The sequence below is a fragment of the Streptomyces sp. NPDC101165 genome, assembly GCF_044768135.1.
Taxonomy (GTDB): domain Bacteria; phylum Actinomycetota; class Actinomycetes; order Streptomycetales; family Streptomycetaceae; genus Streptomyces.
In genome coordinates this window covers 1-17,402 of record NZ_JBIWPG010000039.1, presented here as the reverse complement: position 1 = coordinate 17,402, position 17,402 = coordinate 1, and the positions used below count along the sequence as shown (strand labels likewise).

Annotated in this window: 14 protein-coding genes; 12 read left to right on the top strand and 2 right to left on the bottom strand. The window is 71.9% G+C overall.

From position 1 onward, the window contains the following. The first annotated feature begins 10 nt into the window (after positions 1-10). From ACIRVH_RS45400 to ACIRVH_RS45390, 3 genes are all read left to right on the top strand, one after another. The gene (locus ACIRVH_RS45400) at positions 11-274 is read left to right on the top strand and encodes a WhiB family transcriptional regulator (RefSeq protein WP_003975777.1); all 264 of its coding nucleotides are present in this window, start codon (positions 11-13) and stop codon (positions 272-274) included. Between the two features lie 171 nt (positions 275-445). After that, on the top strand, positions 446-4,069 hold the full coding sequence (locus ACIRVH_RS45395) for a glycosyltransferase (protein WP_403966640.1): 3,624 nt from the start codon (positions 446-448) through the stop codon (positions 4,067-4,069). Beyond that, positions 4,066-5,574 (top strand): DUF5719 family protein, encoded by a 1,509-nt coding sequence (locus tag ACIRVH_RS45390; RefSeq protein WP_403966637.1) that lies wholly within the window; start codon positions 4,066-4,068, stop codon positions 5,572-5,574. Before ACIRVH_RS45395 ends, ACIRVH_RS45390 begins: the two co-directional genes overlap by 4 nt. A gap of 71 nt (positions 5,575-5,645) precedes the next feature. On the opposite strand, the gene ACIRVH_RS45385 is transcribed toward ACIRVH_RS45390, so the two are convergent. Then, positions 5,646-6,098: a metallopeptidase family protein gene (locus ACIRVH_RS45385; RefSeq protein WP_403966671.1), complete on the bottom strand. Its 453-nt coding sequence runs from the start codon at positions 6,096-6,098 to the stop codon at positions 5,646-5,648. A 353-nt stretch (positions 6,099-6,451) separates the two neighbouring features. On the opposite strand from ACIRVH_RS45385, the gene ACIRVH_RS45380 reads away from it, so the two are divergent. The 8 genes from ACIRVH_RS45380 (at position 6,452) to ACIRVH_RS45345 (ending at position 14,875) form a co-directional block, all read left to right on the top strand. Next, positions 6,452-6,826, top strand: a complete 375-nt coding sequence (locus ACIRVH_RS45380; RefSeq protein WP_356311604.1) for a DUF3499 domain-containing protein — start codon at positions 6,452-6,454, stop codon at positions 6,824-6,826. Positions 6,827-6,988: 162 nt separating this feature from the next. Then, positions 6,989-8,353 (top strand): phosphomannomutase/phosphoglucomutase, encoded by a 1,365-nt coding sequence (locus tag ACIRVH_RS45375; RefSeq protein ID WP_403966632.1) that lies wholly within the window; start codon positions 6,989-6,991, stop codon positions 8,351-8,353. Positions 8,354-8,488: 135 nt separating this feature from the next. Further along, positions 8,489-8,659, top strand: coding sequence for a Trm112 family protein (locus ACIRVH_RS45370; protein WP_007382472.1), 171 nt, complete (start codon positions 8,489-8,491; stop codon positions 8,657-8,659). Positions 8,660-8,743: 84 nt separating this feature from the next. Continuing rightward, positions 8,744-9,871 (top strand): SIS domain-containing protein, encoded by a 1,128-nt coding sequence (locus tag ACIRVH_RS45365; protein WP_403966629.1) that lies wholly within the window; start codon positions 8,744-8,746, stop codon positions 9,869-9,871. A 95-nt stretch (positions 9,872-9,966) separates the two neighbouring features. Then, positions 9,967-11,118 carry a mannose-6-phosphate isomerase, class I gene (gene manA, locus ACIRVH_RS45360; RefSeq protein ID WP_403966626.1) on the top strand — a complete coding sequence of 384 codons (1,152 nt, stop codon included), beginning with the start codon at positions 9,967-9,969 and terminating at the stop codon, positions 11,116-11,118. 132 nt (positions 11,119-11,250) lie between these two features. After that, positions 11,251-12,231, top strand: a complete 981-nt coding sequence (locus tag ACIRVH_RS45355; RefSeq protein WP_403966624.1) for a cation diffusion facilitator family transporter — start codon at positions 11,251-11,253, stop codon at positions 12,229-12,231. Positions 12,232-12,693: 462 nt separating this feature from the next. Further along, complete coding sequence (gene ahcY / locus ACIRVH_RS45350; protein ID WP_403966622.1) at positions 12,694-14,151, top strand: adenosylhomocysteinase; 1,458 nt, start codon at positions 12,694-12,696, stop codon at positions 14,149-14,151. A gap of 109 nt (positions 14,152-14,260) precedes the next feature. Continuing rightward, positions 14,261-14,875, top strand: a complete 615-nt coding sequence (locus ACIRVH_RS45345; protein ID WP_403966619.1) for a hypothetical protein — start codon at positions 14,261-14,263, stop codon at positions 14,873-14,875. A gap of 32 nt (positions 14,876-14,907) precedes the next feature. On the opposite strand, the gene ACIRVH_RS45340 is transcribed toward ACIRVH_RS45345, so the two are convergent. Beyond that, positions 14,908-15,924, bottom strand: a complete 1,017-nt coding sequence (locus ACIRVH_RS45340) for an RDD family protein (RefSeq protein WP_403966616.1) — start codon at positions 15,922-15,924, stop codon at positions 14,908-14,910. A gap of 143 nt (positions 15,925-16,067) precedes the next feature. On the opposite strand from ACIRVH_RS45340, the gene ACIRVH_RS45335 reads away from it, so the two are divergent. Then, positions 16,068-17,075 carry a stage II sporulation protein M gene (locus ACIRVH_RS45335; protein ID WP_403966613.1) on the top strand — a complete coding sequence of 336 codons (1,008 nt, stop codon included), beginning with the start codon at positions 16,068-16,070 and terminating at the stop codon, positions 17,073-17,075. Positions 17,076-17,402 lie beyond the last annotated feature (327 nt).

Sequence of the window (17,402 nt, the reverse complement as noted above, 5' to 3'; positions counted from 1 at the left end):
AGGGGCGCACATGACCGAGCTGGTGCAGCAACTGCTGGTCGACGACGCGGACGAGGAACTCGGCTGGCAGGAGCGCGCGCTGTGCGCCCAGACCGACCCCGAGTCCTTCTTCCCCGAGAAGGGCGGCTCCACCAGAGAGGCGAAGAAGGTCTGCCTCGCCTGCGAGGTGCGCTCCGAATGCCTCGAGTACGCCCTCGCCAACGACGAGCGCTTCGGCATCTGGGGCGGCCTGTCCGAGCGTGAGCGCCGTCGCCTGAAGAAGGCCGCCGTCTGAAGGAACGAACACACACAAACTACGCGAACGGCCCGTTGCCCGTGGGTTATCCACAGGCGGCGGGCCGTCGTCATGGTCAGCCGATAGTGTGGGCGCTCGTCCGAGACGCCCCGCTGTCCCCCGTGGGCACAGGCGTCCACCGCAGTCCATCGAACCGGGGCCCGTACCTCGATGTCCGTGCACAGCCATACGGCAGCCCAAGAGCAGGCCGCCACTCCTGAGTTCCCGCGTCATGTGGTGACCGCGGTCCTCGTCTCCCACGACGGCGCCCGCTGGCTGCCCGACGCGCTCGCCGGGCTGCTCGGCCAGGAGCGCCCCGTCCAGTACGCGGTGGCGGCCGACACCGGCAGCGCGGACGACTCCGCCCAGCTGGTCACCGAGGCCCTCGGCGACGAGCGCGTGGTGCACCTCGCCCGGCGCACCGGCTTCGGCCAGGCCGTCGAGGAGGCGTGCCGCACCGTCCCCGTCCTCACCCCGGACGAGCTGCCGTACCTCAAGCGCCCCAGTGGCTGGGACCCGGTCACCCGCTCGTGGCGCGACGACGCCTACGACATGCCCGAACTGCCGCACGGCGAGCCCGTCCAGTGGCTGTGGCTGCTGCACGACGACTGCGCACCCGAACCCGACGCCCTCGCCCAGCTGCTCCGCGTCGTCGAGAACGAGATCGAACTCGGCCGCGACGACGTGGCGGTCGTCGGGCCCAAGCTGCGCGGCTGGTACGACCGCAGGCAACTGCTGGAGGTCGGCGTCTCCATCGCCAACTCCGGCCGCCGCTGGACCGGCCTGGACCGCCGCGAACAGGACCAGGGCCAGCACGACCACGTCCGCACCGTGCTGTCCGTCTCCACCGCCGGCATGCTCATCCGCCGCGACGTCTTCGAACAGCTCGGCGGATTCGACCGCCGGCTGCCCCTCATGCGCGACGACGTCGACCTGTGCTGGCGCGCCCACCGGGCCGGCCACCGCGTCCTCATCGCCCCCGAGGCGGTCGTGCGGCACGCCGAGGCGGCCTCCCGCGAGCGCCGTACCGTCGACTGCGTGGGCCGCACCGCCGCCTCCCCGCACAAGGTCGACAAGGCCGGCGCCGTCTACACCCTCCTCGTCAACAACCGTGCCGCCGTGCTGCCCTGGGTACTGCTGCGGCTCGTTTTCGGCACCCTCCTGCGGACCGTCGCCTATCTCGTCGGCAAGGTCCCGGGACAGGCCGTCGACGAGATCCGCGGCCTCCTCGGCACCCTGCTCCGGCCCGAGCGGATCCTCGCCGGACGGCGCCGCCGCGGACCCTCCCGGATCGACAAGGCCGAACTGCGCCAGCTCTTCCCGCCGTCCGGCGCGACCGTCCGCGCCACCGTGGAACAGATCGCCGGCAACTTCTCCGGCGGCTCCGACACCGACACCACCTCGGCCGGCCGGCACGGCGGCGCCGTGGAGTCGGGTCCCGGCGGCGACGACGCCGAATTCCTGGAGATCGAGCAGTTCGCCCGGCTCAAGCGGATCGCCCGCAAGCCCGGCCCGGTGCTCTTCCTGGCCCTGCTCCTCGTCTCCCTCGCCGCCTGCCGCGCCCTGCTCGGCGGCGGCGCGCTCGCGGGCGGCGCCCTGCTGCCCGCCCCGGCCGACGCCGGCGACCTCTGGTCCCGCTTCGCGGACAGCTGGCACCCGGTCGGCGCCGGCGGCACCCCGTCCGCGCCGCCCTACCTCGCCGTCGTGGCGGCACTCGCGTCGATCCTGTTCGGCTCCACCGGACTCGCGGTCACCGTCCTGCTGGTCTGCTCGGTGCCACTGGCCGGCTTCACCGCCTACTTCGCCTCCCGGCCCCTGGTCACCTCCCGCCTGCTGCGCGCCTGGGCGGCCGTCGCATACGCCTTCCTGCCCGCCGCCACCGGCGCCCTGGCCGGCGGCCGCATCGGCACCGCCGTCCTCGCCGTGCTGCTGCCGCTCGTCGCGCGCGCGGGCATCGCCGCGAGCGGCCTCGCCCATGCCTCCGGCGCGCGCGGCAGCTGGCGCGCCACCTGGGCGTACGCGCTGCTGCTGACCGTCACCACCGCGTTCACGCCGATCGTCTGGCCCATCGCCCTGATCCTCGGCCTCGGCGTGCTGGTCCTGCGCCGCGGCGACCTCGTCGCCCACGGCCTGCGCTTCGTCGCCCAGCTCGGCACCCCGCTGCTGGTCCTCGCCCCCTGGTCGCTCACCCTGCTCCCGACCGGCTTCTTCAAGGAGGCGGGCCTGGAGTACGGCTCCTCGTCCGCCTCCGCGCTCGACCTGCTCGGCGCGAGCCCGGGCGGCCCCGGCACCGTCCACGGCCTGATGCTCATCGGCATCGTTCTCGCCGCCCTGGCCGCACTCCTGCGCTCCGAACGCCAGTTGGGCATCCGGACCGCCTGGGCGGTCGCCCTGGTCGGCCTCGTCTTCGCCGTCCTGTCCAACCACTCCACCTGGGCCGGACCCGCCACCCTCGTCTACGGCGTCGCCCTGCTGGCCGCCGCCGCGCTCGGCGCCGACGGGGCACGCGCGCGCGTGGCCGAGCAGAGCTTCGGCTGGCGCCAGCCGGTCGCCGCCCTCATCGCCTTCGCCTCGGCCGCGGGCCCGCTGCTCGTCGCCGCCGGCTGGATGATCGGCGGTGCCGACGGTCCGCTGGAGCGCCGTGACCCGGTGCAGGTCCCCGCGTTCGTCGCCGAGGACGCCACCACCGCCGACCAGGCCCGCACCCTGATCCTCGACAGCGACTCCACCGCGCGCGTGCGCTACACCCTCGTCCGCGGCTCCGGCGCCCGCCTGGGAGACGCCGAACTCGCCGCCGCCGACGGCGAGAACGCCAAGCTCGACAAGGTCGTCGCGAACCTCGTCGCCGGCTCCGGCGCCGACCAGGCCGGCCAGCTCGGCGGCTTCGCGGTCCGCTACGTCCTCGTCCACAAGGGCGCACCCCGCGAGGTCGCCCGCGTCCTGGACGCCACACACGGCCTGAGCAGGCTCAGCCAGCAGAACGGCAGCGCCCTGTGGCGGGTCGACCAGCAGGTCTCCCGCGCCACCATCGTGCCCGCGGGCGGATCCGGCACCGCCCAGTCCGTCGCCGCCGGGCCGGTGGAGATCCACACCACCGTTCCCTCGGGCTCGGACAGCCGCGTCCTGCGCCTGGCCGAGGCCGCGTCCGACGGCTGGACTGCCACCCTGGACGGTCGGCCGCTCACCCGCACCACCGTCGACGGCTGGGCCCAGGGCTTCCAACTGCCCTCCACCGGCGGCACGCTCGACGTCACCTACGACGCCCCGGTCACCCACACCGCCTGGCTGTGGACCCAGGGCGCGCTCGCCGTCGTCCTCGTCGTCCTCGCCCTGCCCGGCCGCCGCCGCGACATCGACGACGACCTCCCCGAGGAGCAGCCGCTGCCCGCCCAGGCCACCGCGGGCGAGGGCCGCCGCGCCCGCCGCCTGCGCGCCCAGGCCGAGGAAGCGGCCGACCAGGAACAGCCCGGCGTGCCTCCCGTCCCGGAGGAGGTCTCGGCCGCCGTCCCGCACCAGCAGCAGTACGCCGACTGGGACGCCGTGTCCTACCAGGGCGCCGAGTACACCGGCTACGGCACCGACCAGTACCAGGGCGCGGGCCAGTACCCGGCCGGCGGCTACGACCAGCAGGCGTACCAGCCCGACCCCTACCAGAACGGCCAGTACGACCCCTACGCCTACGGCGGTACGGACGGACAGATGCCGTACGACCCGACGGCGTACCAGCAGGGCTACGACCAGACCCAGCACCCCTACGGCACCGGCAGTGAGCGCCCCGACGGGAGCCAGCAGTGAACCGCACGACCCTGTCCCTGATCGCCGGCACGACCGCACTGGCCGCCGTCACCGCCTTCGCCGCGCTCGACTCACCGTCCGCGTCCGGCGCGAGCACCGCCAAGGCGGCCGCCGAGCTGCCCGTGGAGCGCGCCGGCCTGGTGTGCCCCGCGCCCAGCCTCTCCGACATCGCCGACACGTCGTACACGTCGTTCACGCCCGTCACCAAGGGTGCGGCCAGCGGCGGGAAGGCCGAACTCCAGGCGGCCGCCGAGCAGTCGGCGGACGGCACGAGCGACACCAAGACCGGCAAGGACACCAAGAAGAAGGCCGAGAAGCCGGTCCTCACCCCGAAGGAACCCGGCACGCCGGTCACCGGTGACACCTCCGGCGCCGACGCGCCCGCACTGGTCGGCACCGCCGACGGGAAGTTCGCGCCGGGCTGGACCGTCCAGGAGACCACCGAGATCGCCGCGGGCACCGGCCGCGGCCTCCAGGGCGTCAACTGCACCGCCCCGGACACCGAGTTCTGGTTCCCGGGCGCCAGCACGTCCACCGACCGCACCGACTACGTGCACCTCACCAACCCGGACGACTCGGCCGCGGTCGTCGACATCGAGCTGTACGGCAAGGGCGGCGCGATCAAGTCCACGGTGCCGGACGGCTTCACGATCCCCCCGCACTCGAGCAAGCCGATCCTCCTGTCCACTCTCACCGACGAGCAGCAGACCGACCTGACGGTGCACGTGAACGTGCGCAGTGGCCGGGTCGGCGCGGCGGTGCAGGCCCTGGACGACAAGGTGGGCGGCGACTGGCTGGCCGCGGCCGCCGATCCGGTCGGCAGTCTGGTCCTGCCCGGCATCCCGAAGGATGCCATCGACGTCCGTCTGATCGCCTTCACGCCCGGCGACGCCGACGCGGACCTGAAGGTCCGCCTGGCCTCGCCCGACGGCCTGATCACCCCGGCCGGGAACGAGACCCTGCACGTCAAGTCCGGCATGACCACCGCGGCCGACCTCGGCGACGTCACTCGCGGCGAGGCGGGCTCGCTGGTGCTGACGCCCACGGACCAGTCGGTTCCGGTCGTGGCTGCGCTGCGCGTGATCCGCGGCAAGGGGGCCAAGCAGGAGACGGCGTTCATCCCCGCCACGGCCCCCGTCGGCACGCGCGCGACGTCGGCCGACAACAGCGGCAAGTCCTCGGCCCTCTCCCTGACCGCCCCCACCGCGACGGTCACGGTCAAGGTCACCGCCTCGGCGGGCAGCGAGGGCGGCTCCCCGGTGACGAAGACCTACACGATCAAGTCCGGGACCACCCAGGACATTTCGGCCCCCGTCCCGTCAGGCCTGAAGGGCACGTACGCCCTCACGGTGGAACCCACTTCCGACGCCCCCCTCTACGCCTCCCGGACTCTCTCGGCCACGGAATCCGGCATCCCGGGCTTCACCATCCAGACCCTCCCGAGCGACCGAGGTCTGGTGGCGGTACCGGAGGCGGACGAGGACTTGTCGGTCCTGCAGAAGTAGCAAGCCAGGAGCGGGGCCGGGGTGAAGCCGTCCCCCGGCCGGCCGCGGCATCGGGCAGCCGGAGAGCCCGGCTAGTCCTCCCCGTACCGGGGATCGACGGTCTCCGGAGTCAGCCCCAACAGCTCGGCCACCTGCTCCACGACCACCTCGTGCACCAGCGCGGCCCGCTCGTCCCGCCCCTTGGTCCGGATCTCCACCGGCCGCCGGTACACCACGATCCGAGCCCGCCGTCCGTCCCGCGCGGGGATGATCCCGCCCAACGGCACGGCCTCGTCGCTCCACGCCTCGGCGCCCCGCCCCTCCAGTCGCGGCACCTCGAGCACGAGAAAGTCGATGTCGGCCAGCTGCGGCCACCGCCGCTCGAGGCGCTCCACGGAGTCCTGCACCAGGTCCGCGAACGCCTCGGCCCGGCTGGCCGCCAACGGCACCTGCGGCGGCGCGATAGGTCCCCTCATGCCCCGCCCGTGACGATCACGTCGACGGGGCCCGGGGCCGGCGGCACGGGGTGGTACACGGTTGTCCATCACTGGTGAAGCGTAGTCCCCGTACGCTCCCCCCGCCCGGCACCCACGCGGCAGCCGGCCCCCGACCGCACGGCAACCGGCCATCGACACCCCATGTCGCAGGATGACCATTCCGGCCAAGGTCTGGCGCGTTTCCGTAACCCTCCAAGACCGCCGAACTCAAGGCAATTGACGTTGTTTGTACCGACTCATGACCGTACGGATTCCCGACCGACACCTCCAACTGGCCCGTCTCCGCAGGTCAGAAGGGCATGTTCGGAGGGGTGTGTGGGGCGTCTCACAACACGACACGGTGGAGTGACCTGGGGGAGAGTCGTCGCGGCCCGCTCAAGAGTGCGGTACCGTCCAACGTCGTGAGCCCTGTACGTCGCTGTTCGCGAACCGCCTGCGGCCGACCCGCCGTCGCGACGCTGACGTACGTCTACGCCGACTCGACCGCGGTCCTCGGCCCGCTCGCCACCTACGCCGAACCCCACTGCTACGACCTGTGCGCCGAGCACTCCGAGCGCCTCACCGCCCCCCGTGGCTGGGAGGTCGTCCGCCTCCTCGACGGCTCCGCTCCCGCGCGGCCCAGCGGCGACGATCTCGAAGCGCTCGCCAACGCCGTGCGCGAGGCGGCCCGCCCGCAGGAGCGCGCGGCCCAGGCGGGCGGCGGAGGGCGTACCGCGGACCCCATGGAGGTCGCCCGCCGCGGCCACCTGCGCGTCCTGCGTTCCCCGGACAACTGAGCCCCGCCCGACGGCAGTCGGCCCTCAGGCACCACCCCACGCCACCCCCGCCCCGCGTTACGACTCTGCGGCTCCTCAGGGTCCACTTGGTGTCCGCACACCCACCCCTTACCCCTGACGGGTAGTTTGTGGGCACCCATAGGACTTTCAGGAGGGTTGGCCGTGGCTGCTGATCTGTCGCAGATCGTGAAGGCGTACGACGTACGCGGAGTGGTCCCGGACCAGTGGGACGAGCCGCTGGCCGGCCTCTTCGGTGCCGCCTTCGCCGAGGTGACGGGTGCGGCGGCGATCGTCGTCGGGCACGACATGCGCCCCTCGTCCCCCGCCCTGTCCCGCGCCTTCGCGCGCGGTGCGGCGGACCGCGGCGTGGACGTCACCGAGATCGGCCTGTGCTCCACGGACCAGCTGTACTACGCCTCCGGCGCGCTGAACCTCCCGGGCGCGATGTTCACGGCCTCCCACAACCCGGCGCAGTACAACGGGATCAAGATGTGCCGCGCGGGCGCCGCCCCCGTCGGCCAGGACACGGGCCTCGTGCAGATCCGTGAACTGGCCGAGCGCTGGCTGGAGTCGGGCGCCCCCGAACCGGTCGCCGAGCCGGGAACCCTCACCACACGCGAGACGTTGGAGGATTACGCGGCGCACCTCCGTTCCCTCGTCGACCTGACCGCCATCCGCCCCCTGAAGGTCGTGGTCGACGCCGGTAACGGCATGGGCGGCCACACGGTCCCCACGGTCTTCGCCGGCCTGCCCCTGACCCTCGTCCCGATGTACTTCGAACTGGACGGCACCTTCCCGAACCACGAGGCCAACCCGCTCGACCCGGCCAACATCGTGGACCTGCAGAAGCGGGTCCCGGAGGAAGGCGCCGACCTGGGCATCGCCTTCGACGGCGACGCCGACCGCTGCTTCGTCGTGGACCAGAACGGCGACCCGATCTCCCCGTCGGCGATCACCGCGCTGGTCGCCGCCCGCGAGCTGGCCCGCAACGGCGGCACGGGCACGGTGATCCACAACCTGATCACCTCCCGCACGGTCCCGGAGGTGGTGAAGGAGAACGGCGGCACCCCGGCCCGCACCCGCGTCGGCCACTCCTTCATCAAGGCCGAGATGGCCCGCTCCGGCGCGATCTTCGGGGGCGAGCACTCCGCCCACTACTACTTCAAGGACTTCTGGAACGCCGACACGGGCATGCTGGCGGCCCTGCACGTCCTCGCGGCCCTCGGCGGCCAGGACGGCCCCCTGTCCGCCCTCGTCGCCCAGTACGACCGCTACGCGGGCTCCGGCGAGATCAACTCCACGGTCGCCGACCAGACCGCCCGCCTCGCCGCGATCCGCGCCGCCTACGAGGGCCGCCCCGGCATCACCCTCGACGACCTCGACGGCCTCACGGTCTCCGCCGCCGACTGGTGGTTCAACGTCCGCCCGTCCAACACGGAACCCCTCCTCCGTCTGAACGCGGAGGCGAAGGACGAGGCGACGATGACCAAGATCCGCGACGAGGCACTGGCGATCATCAGGGCCTGACCGGCGAAACCCGGGAAAAATCCGGGCGTCCAGGGGGCAGAGCCCCCCTGGACGGCACGCAAGCCCAGCTCAACCCACCCACCAGCGGTACGCTGACCGCACATCAGCAAAGCCGTCCCCCCGAAGGGAAACCCCATGCCGCTCGAAGCCGGCCTCCTGGAGATCCTCGCCTGCCCGGCCTGCCATGCCCCCCTCAAGGAGCAGGACACCGAGCTGATCTGCACCGGTCAGGACTGCGGCCTGGCGTACCCCGTCCGCGACGGCATCCCGGTCCTGCTCGTCGACGAGGCCCGCCGCCCCGCGTAAGAGGCCCACCGCCCGCAACGGCGAGGCGCCCACCCCCGTGCTCGACCCCCGCACAGGACCCCCGGTGATCGGAGGCTGCCGCCCATGCTCGACGAATCGCTGCTCGACGCCCCGGAGGGCCTCGCCGAGGCCGACCGCCGAGGCCTCCTCCACGGCGCGGCGGAGGCCGGCGCCCGCGTCCGCACCGCGGCCCGGCACGCCATCGAGGCCGGCGTCGGCGACCTCAAGCCCGACGGCCGGCCCCGCGCCGTCCTGATCGCGGGCCCGGGAGCAGCCGCCACCCACACGGCCGACTTCATCAGCAGCCTTGCCGGCCCCGGCAGCCCCGTCACCCGATTGGCCCCGACCGGCGTCGCCCCGGCCGCGGGCGCCCTGCGCTGGGAGCTCCCGGGCTGGGCCGGCTCGGTCGACCTGCTGCTGATCGCCACCCCGGACGGCACCGAGCCCAGCCTCTCCATGCTCGCCGAGCAGGCCTACCGCCGCGGGGCCTCGGTGGTCGCCGTGGCCCCCGCCGGCACCCCACTGGCCGAGGCGATGACCGGCGCGCACGGCCTGTTCGTACCGATGGCGACGTCGCCGTACGACCGGGAAGAACCCCTCGCCGCGTCCTCCTCGGGCGTCTTCTGGGCCCTGCTCACCCCGCTGCTTGCCCTCCTCGACCGCATCGGCCTGCTCACCGCCGGGCCGGACGCCCTGGAGAAGGTCGCCGACCGCCTGGACAACATCGCAGAACGCTGCGGCCCGGCCATCGCGACCTACAGCAACCCGGCCAAGACCCTGGCCGCCGAGCTCGCCGACGCGCTGCCCGTCGTCTGGACGGAAGGCAGCTCGGCCGGGCCCGCGGGCCGTCGTTTCTCCGCCGCCCTCGCCGAGCTGGCCGGCCGCCCCGCCCTGGTCGCCGAGCTCCCCGAGGCGCTCGCCGCGCACAGCGCCCTGCTGGCCGGTCCCCTCGCGGCCAGCGCCGACCCCGAGGACTTCTTCCGCGACCGCGTGGAGGAGACGCCCGCGCTGCACGCGCGCGTGGTGCTGCTCCGCGACCACCCGATCGGCGGTCTCACCGCCGCGCCTGGCGCCCGTGACCTGGCCCTCAGCCACGACACACCGATCAGCGAGCTGGAACCGGAGGAGGGCGGCGATCTGGAGACCCTCGCGGAACTGATCGCCATCACGGATTTCGCCGCCGTTTACCTGGCGCTCGCTTCCGGGGCCTGACCTTGCTCCAGGTCGTCCGGCCCGCGCCCACCACCGGCGCGGGACCGGCGACGGCGCCGACCGAGCAGCGTACGTAACGGAGACAGAGAAACCACATGGACCGCCTCGACAACACCGTCCGCCCCTACGCCTGGGGTTCCACCACCGCCATTCCGCACCTGCTCGGCGTGGAGCCGACCGGCGAACCGCAGGCGGAGATGTGGATGGGGGCGCACCCGGGTGCTCCCTCGCGCACCGCGCGCGGGACGCTCGTCGAGGTCATCGACGCCGACCCGGAGAAGGAACTGGGAGCGGAGGCGGTCGCCAAGTTCGGTCCCCACCTGCCCTTTCTGCTCAAGATCCTCGCCGCCGGCGCCCCCCTCTCCCTCCAGGTACATCCCGACCTGGCACAGGCCAAGGAGGGCTACGCCGACGAGGAGCGGCGCGGCATCCCCGTCGACGCCCCGCACCGCAACTACCGGGACGCCAACCACAAGCCGGAGATGATCTGCGCGCTCACCGAGTTCGACGGCCTGTGCGGCTTCCGTGACCCGGTCCGGACGGCCGACCTGCTCGACGGTCTCGGCGTCGACTCCCTCAAGCCGTACGTCGACCTGCTGCACGCCCACCCGGAGGACGCGGCCCTGCGCGAGGTCCTCACGGCGATCCTCAGCGCCGACCCGCAGGAGATGGCCCACACGGTCGCCGAGTCCACCGCCGCCTGCACCCGTCTCGGCGGCGACTACGCGCCCTATGCCGACCTCGCCCACCACTACCCGGGCGACCCCGGCGTCATCGCGGCGATGCTGCTCAACCATGTCCGTCTGCAGCCCGGCGAGGCCCTGTTCCTCGGCGCCGGAATCCCGCACGCCTACCTCAACGGCCTCGGCGTCGAGGTCATGGCCACCTCCGACAACGTCCTGCGCTGCGGCCTGACCCCCAAGCACGTCGACGTCCCCGAACTCCTGCGCGTCGTCCGCTTCGAGGCCGGCGACCCGGGCGTACTGCGCCCCGAGGCCTCCCCGGACGGCGAGGAGCTCTACGAGACGCCGATCGACGAGTTCCGGCTCTCCCGTTACGTGCTCCCCGAGGGCGGCACCACCCACGACCTCACCCTGCGCACCCCGCAGATCCTGCTGTGCACGGCCGGTTCCGTCCGGGCCGGCGAGCACGAACTCGCCCCCGGCCAGTCGGTCTTCGTCCCCGCCGACGAGAAGGCCGAGGTGTCCGGCGCGGGCACGGTCTTCCGTGCCACTGTGATCGTATGACCGGGGCTGTGGACACCTGAGGCGTCGCCGCCCGGCCGGGCTGCAAGAATGGCGCACCGGCAAAGCACGGGCAAAGCCGGGCGCACGCCCGGACGGCGTGGACGGACGAGGGCGAAGGGACAACGCGGACACATGAGCGCGTCAGGCGGTACCAGGGCGATCGTGGCGGCACTCGGCGCCAACCTCGCGATCGCGGCATCGAAGTTCGTCGCGTTCGCGTTCAGTGGCTCCTCGTCGATGCTCGCCGAGGGCGTCCACTCGCTCGCCGACTCGGGGAACCAGTTCCTGCTCCTGATCGGCGGCAAGAAGGCCCAGCGCGAGGCGACCCCGCAGCACCCCTTCGGCTACGGCCGCGAGCGGTACATCTACGCCTTCCTCGTCTCGATCGTCCTGTTCTCCGTCGGCGGCATGTTCGCCATCTACGAGGGCTACGAGAAGATCCTGCACCCGCACGAGATCGAGCACTGGTACTGGCCGGTGGGTGTCCTCGTGTTCGCGGTCATCGCCGAGGGCTTCTCGTTCCGTACGGCCATAAAGGAGTCGAACGAGCTGAGGGGCAAACTCTCCTGGTCGCAGTTCATCCGCCGCGCCAAGGCGCCCGAGCTGCCCGTGGTCCTGCTGGAGGACTTCGGCGCGCTCATCGGTCTGATCCTCGCCCTCGGCGGCGTCGGCCTCGCCCTGCTCACCGGAGACGGCGTCTGGGACGGCATCGGCACCGTCTGCATCGGTGTCCTGCTCGTCCTGATCGCCCTGGTCCTGGCCGCCGAGACCAAGTCGCTGCTGCTCGGCGAGGCCGCGGGCATCGACGAGGTCAAGAAGATCGAGACCGCGATCGTCGACGGCGAATCCGTCACCGGCGTCATCCACATGCGCACGCTCCACCTCGGCCCCGAGGAGCTGCTCATCGCCGCCAAGATCGCCGTCCAGCACGACGACACGGCCGCCGAGGTCGCGAACGCCATCAACGCGGCCGAGGCCCGCATCCGCGCCGCCGTCCCCATCGCCCGGGTCATCTACCTGGAGCCGGACATCTACAGCGAGGCCGAGGCCGCCAAGGGCCCGGACCCGGAGGCGACCCCGGGCGGCCCGACCCCGCACCCGGTCGGTCACTGAGGGGCCCACCGCCGGCCGTGAAGTCGCCGCGCGGTAACTCTTCCCCGGCCAGGAGCGAAGCTGGCACAGGCCCGGAGCAACGAGCACCCAGCCCTCGACTCAAAGGTGCGAAAGTCCCAGGTCATACCGGTCTGAGGCCGTCCGCCCACGCCCTCCGGTCACCTGCCCACCCGCCCGCGAAACCGCGCTCCGACCTCCGGCCACGTCCCCGGAACGACCTGAACTGTTCGCATGCGGACTGGGGACGAGCCGGACCTCCGGTGTAGCTTGGGACGGAGCCAGACGTCGCTGCTGATGGCGGTCGGGCGGTCCCCCTGCGGACCGACCGAGGGAGAGAGGGCCTCCGACGGACTGCGCTGCGCGTACGTGGGCATGCCTGTGCCCCTTCTCGGGCACCCCTGTGTCCGCCGCCGCGCAGACCAGCCGTACCCACCTCGACCCAACCCCGAGGAGCAGCTCGCAATGACGACTGTCGACAACCGACAGGACTTCAAGGTCGCCGACCTCTCCCTGGCCGTGTTCGGCCGCAAGGAGATCACCCTCGCCGAGCACGAGATGCCGGGCCTCATGGCGATCCGCAAGGAGTACGCCGAGGCGCAGCCTCTCGCCGGCGCCCGTGTCACCGGCTCCCTGCACATGACCGTGCAGACCGCCGTGCTCATCGAGACCCTCGTCGCCCTGGGCGCGCAGGTCCGCTGGGCGTCCTGCAACATCTTCTCCACCCAGGACCACGCGGCCGCCGCCATCGCCGTCGGCCCGAACGGCACGCCCGACAACCCGCAGGGCATCCCGGTCTTCGCCTGGAAGGGCGAGACCCTGGAGGAGTACTGGTGGTGCACCGAGCAGGCGCTGACCTGGCCGGACAGCCCCACCGGCGGCCCGAACATGATCCTGGACGACGGCGGTGACGCCACCCTCCTCGTCCACAAGGGCGTCGAGTACGAGAAGGACGGCAAGGTCCCGTCCGTCGACACCGCCGAGTCCGACGAGCACCGCGTCATCCTCGAACTCCTGCACCGCACCATCACGGACGGTTCGCAGAAGTGGACCCAGCTGGCCTCCGAGATCCGCGGTGTCACCGAGGAGACCACCACCGGCGTCCACCGCCTGTACGAGATGCAGCGCGACGGCGTCCTCCTCTTCCCGGCGATCAACGTCAACGACGCCGTCACCAAGTCGAAGTTCGACAACAAGTACGGCTGCCGCCACTCCCTGGTCGACGGCATCAACCGCGCCACCGACGTCCTGATCGGCGGCAAGACCGCCGTCGTCTGCGGCTACGGCGACGTCGGCAAGGGCTGCGCGGAGTCCCTGCGCGGCCAGGGCGCCCGGGTGATCGTCACCGAGATCGACCCGATCTGCGCCCTGCAGGCGGCGATGGACGGCTACCAGGTCACGACCCTCGACGAGGTCATCGACAAGGCCGACATCTTCGTCACCACGACCGGCAACAAGGACATCATCATGGCCGCGGACATGGTCAAGATGAAGCACCAGGCCATCGTCGGCAACATCGGCCACTTCGACAACGAGATCGACATGGCCGGTCTCGCCAAGGTCCCCGGCATCGTCAAGGACGAGGTCAAGCCGCAGGTCCACACCTGGACCTTCCCCGACGGCAAGGTGATCATCGTCCTGTCCGAGGGCCGCCTGCTGAACCTGGGCAACGCCACCGGTCACCCGTCGTTCGTGATGTCCAACTCCTTCGCGGACCAGACCCTGGCCCAGATCGAGCTGTTCACCAAGCCCGACGAGTACCCGACCGGCGTCTACACGCTGCCCAAGCACCTCGACGAGAAGGTCGCCCGCCTCCACCTGGACGCGCTCGGCGTGAAGCTCACCCAGCTGCGCCCCGAGCAGGCCGCGTACATCGGCGTGGAGGTCGACGGCCCGTACAAGTCGGACCACTACCGCTACTGAGTCCGTAGGTCCGCAGTCAGTTCCTCCGAGGCAGGCCCCCGCACCCCCGTGCCGGGGGCCTGCCCCTTTGGCCTCAGGCCGGACCAGCCCGTCAAGCCCCAGGACCCCCATGCCCCGCGGCCGCTATTCGCTCCACGATCCGCACGATCACACCCCCCTCGCAGAAGAACACTTCCAGTGCGCCCCCGGCCCGTCCGGCTGGCGCTACGTCTCCCAGCTGATCACCCCCGCGGGAGACCACAGCGGCTCGGTCGACCTCGCCCTGGACGACCTCGGCCGCCCCATCCGCCTCGAACTCCACGCGGGAGGCTGGCAGGTACGCGGCGCCGCCCTCGACGGCGTCACCTGGGTCCGCACCGACCCCACCGGAACTCATGCCACCGAAGGCAATGTGCGCGCCCACGCCTTCACCGGCACGTCCCCCGCGTTCCTCGTCGCCACCGCCCGTCTGCTGCGCCTCACCCCCTCGTCCGCCGCAACCCGCGTACGCCTCGTGGCCTTCACGGACCCGGTCCTCGCCCCCCGCACCGTGGACCAGTCCTGGGCCTTGGTGAACAGCGAAGCACACGCCACTGACAACGGCCCCCTGACCGTGGACGAATACCAGGTCACAGCCCTGGACACCGGCGAACGGCACACTGTGCACATCGCCGGGGACGTGGTCCTGTCCGCGCCCGGGATCGAGCTGGAAGACCTCCGGTCACCGCCGTCGAGATTCGACTGAGCCGACGCCACCCGAGCCGACGGAGCGACCTGCTACGCGGGAGGAGCGAACCCGGTGGAACCGGAACCCTTGGCCGGCCGGTCGGACGCCGACTCGTCCGGCTGCGTCGACGCGGGCGGCACGACCGAAGCCTGGGACGGGCCAGGCTGACCAGGATTCTGCGGCCAGACCGGCGCCTGCTGGTGATACCCGCTCGCCACGGGCGCCTGAGGCACCGGCGGAGGATAGCCACCCGGCGCAGCACCACCGGGCACGCCGGGCGCGAAGCCGGCGGGCGCACCCCCAGCCACAACGGGACCCGGGCCGCCGAATGCCTGCCGCGCCTCGCGAGTCTGCCGCTCATGGACCACAGCCGCCAGGAAAGCGGCCGGGTGCGCGCCCTGCGGCGCCGGAGCCCCCGTACGACCCGCGAGATCCGCCGCGAGCCGCTGCCCCATGTCCCAGGACACCTGAGGATCGAGCTGCTGCATCCGCGTCAGGTACTGCCGGACGGCGAGCCACAGCCCATCCGGTACGGCCGACAGGTCCAGCTCCGCGAACCGCCCCGCGAGCCCCGGCGGAGGCGGAGGCACGAGGCCGGCCCGTCCCACGGGAATCCGCTCGCGTACGACCAGGGTGCCCGCGAAGACGTCCCCGAGCCGCCGACCCCGCGCCGACACCAGCGAGGCGATGCAGGCCACGATCCCGAACGTCATCAGGATCTCGACCACACCGATCGAGCCGCGCACCAGCGCATGCCGGAACCGGATGGGCCCACCGTCGTCCCGCACCACCCTGAGCCCGAACGCCAGCTTCCCGAGCGAGCGCCCATGGCTGAGCGTCTCCACCGCGATCGGACCGCCGACCAGCACCAACATGAAGGTCGCGATCGACACCGCGAGCTGGGCCGCCTCGTCCAACGACGACGTCGCGGCCACCAGCGCGAAGGTCACGCCCATGTACACGAGCACCGCCACGACCAGGTCCAGCAACACCGCCAACGCCCTGCTCGGCACCTTGGCCGGGCGCAGTTCCAGCGCCACCGCCTCGCCGGTCACCAGCTCACTCACGCCCGCCGTCCTTCCCCTGGCCTGCCCCGTGAAGCGCAAGTCTGCCAAGCTGAGGGCGCATCGCGCCGCAGTAGGACAAGCTGACAGCATCACGAGCCTCCACCACGAGCAGTGGACGACCAGTCGAGGAGCAGGCAGACCCGATGGACCTGGACGTCTTCGTCTCCGCACACCGAGCCGAATGGGACCGCCTCGACACCCTGCTCCGCCGCCAGCGCCGCCTCAACGGCGCCGAGGCCGACGAACTCGTCGCCCTCTATCAGCGCACCGCCACCCACCTGTCCCTCATCCAGTCCAGCGCTCCCGATCCCCAGCTGACGGGACGGCTCAGCCAACTCGTGGCACGCGCGCGCAGCGCCGTCACCGGAACCCGCCGCGCCTCATGGCGCGACGTCACGCGCTTCCTGGGTCAGGGATTCCCCGCCGCGGTCTACCGCGCGCGCCACTGGTGGGTACCCACCGCGCTCATCTCCACCGCCATCGCGATCCTCCTGGGGTGGTGGATAGGCACCCACCCGGAGGTGCAGTCGACCATCGCGGCCCCCAGCCAGCTGCGCGAGCTGACCCGCCCCGGCGGCGAGTACGAGACCTACTACTCGAGCCACCCGGCGACCTCCTTCGCCGCGCAGGTGTGGACGAACAACGCCCGGGCCGCCGCGATGTGCCTGGTCCTGGGCGTCTTTCTGGGGCTGCCCGTGCTCTGGATCCTGTTCGAGAACATGCTCAACCTGGGCGTCGGTATCGGGCTGATGTCCTCCGCCGGCCGCCTCGACACCTTCCTCGGCCTGATCCTTCCGCACGGCCTGCTCGAACTGACCGCGGTCTTCGTCGCCGCGGGCACCGGCCTCCGCCTGGGCTGGACCGTCATCGACCCGGGCCCCCGAAGCCGCCGTACCGCTCTCGCCGAGGAGGGTCGGGCAGCAGTGGGGATGGCGATAGGCCTCGCACTGGTCCTGTTCGTCTCCGGCGCCATCGAAGGCTTCGTGACCCCGTCCGGCCTCCCCACCTGGGCTCGCATCGGCATCGGGGTCGCGGCCGAGGTGGCCTTCCTGGCATACGTCTACGTCCTCGGCGGTCGTGCGGTACGTGCCGGCGAGACGGGTGACCTAGATGAGGCCGAGCGCAGCACGACCCTCCCGACGGCCGCCTGATGTGCGTACGGGGCCTGTGAGCTGCTAGTCTCCTCTTCGCCCCGCAAGACCCGTTGACACGGGTGGAGTGGGGAGGTAGATTCAATGAGTTGCCTAGAACTGGACAAGTTCAGGGCTGATCGTTTAGAATCTATCTGCTTCCCGAGGCGTCGCGACTGTGACCCTGAGAAGCACCCCCGACTTACTACTCAGAAATGAGCGGCCGGTTAGACCGGCCAAAAACTTCTGATAAAGTCGGAACCGCCGGAAAGGGAAACGCGAGAGCGGAAACCTGGAAAGCGCCGAGGAAATCGGATCGAGAAAAGATCTGATAGAGTCGGAAACACC

What these genes read in the sequence shown, in the direction of transcription:
- manA (WP_403966626.1), top strand. Translation starts at nt 9,967, where the DNA reads ATGGACCGCCTCGACAACACCGTCCGCCCCTACGCCTGGGGTTCCACC.
- ACIRVH_RS45345 (WP_403966619.1), top strand. Translation starts at nt 14,261, where the DNA reads ATGCCCCGCGGCCGCTATTCGCTCCACGATCCGCACGATCACACCCCC.
- ACIRVH_RS45395 (WP_403966640.1), top strand. Translation starts at nt 446, where the DNA reads ATGTCCGTGCACAGCCATACGGCAGCCCAAGAGCAGGCCGCCACTCCT.
- ACIRVH_RS45385 (WP_403966671.1), bottom strand. Translation starts at nt 6,098, where the DNA reads ATGGACAACCGTGTACCACCCCGTGCCGCCGGCCCCGGGCCCCGTCGA.
- ACIRVH_RS45370 (WP_007382472.1), top strand. Translation starts at nt 8,489, where the DNA reads ATGCCGCTCGAAGCCGGCCTCCTGGAGATCCTCGCCTGCCCGGCCTGC.
- ACIRVH_RS45335 (WP_403966613.1), top strand. Translation starts at nt 16,068, where the DNA reads ATGGACCTGGACGTCTTCGTCTCCGCACACCGAGCCGAATGGGACCGC.
- ahcY (WP_403966622.1), top strand. Translation starts at nt 12,694, where the DNA reads ATGACGACTGTCGACAACCGACAGGACTTCAAGGTCGCCGACCTCTCC.
- ACIRVH_RS45400 (WP_003975777.1), top strand. Translation starts at nt 11, where the DNA reads ATGACCGAGCTGGTGCAGCAACTGCTGGTCGACGACGCGGACGAGGAA.
- ACIRVH_RS45365 (WP_403966629.1), top strand. Translation starts at nt 8,744, where the DNA reads ATGCTCGACGAATCGCTGCTCGACGCCCCGGAGGGCCTCGCCGAGGCC.
- ACIRVH_RS45355 (WP_403966624.1), top strand. Translation starts at nt 11,251, where the DNA reads ATGAGCGCGTCAGGCGGTACCAGGGCGATCGTGGCGGCACTCGGCGCC.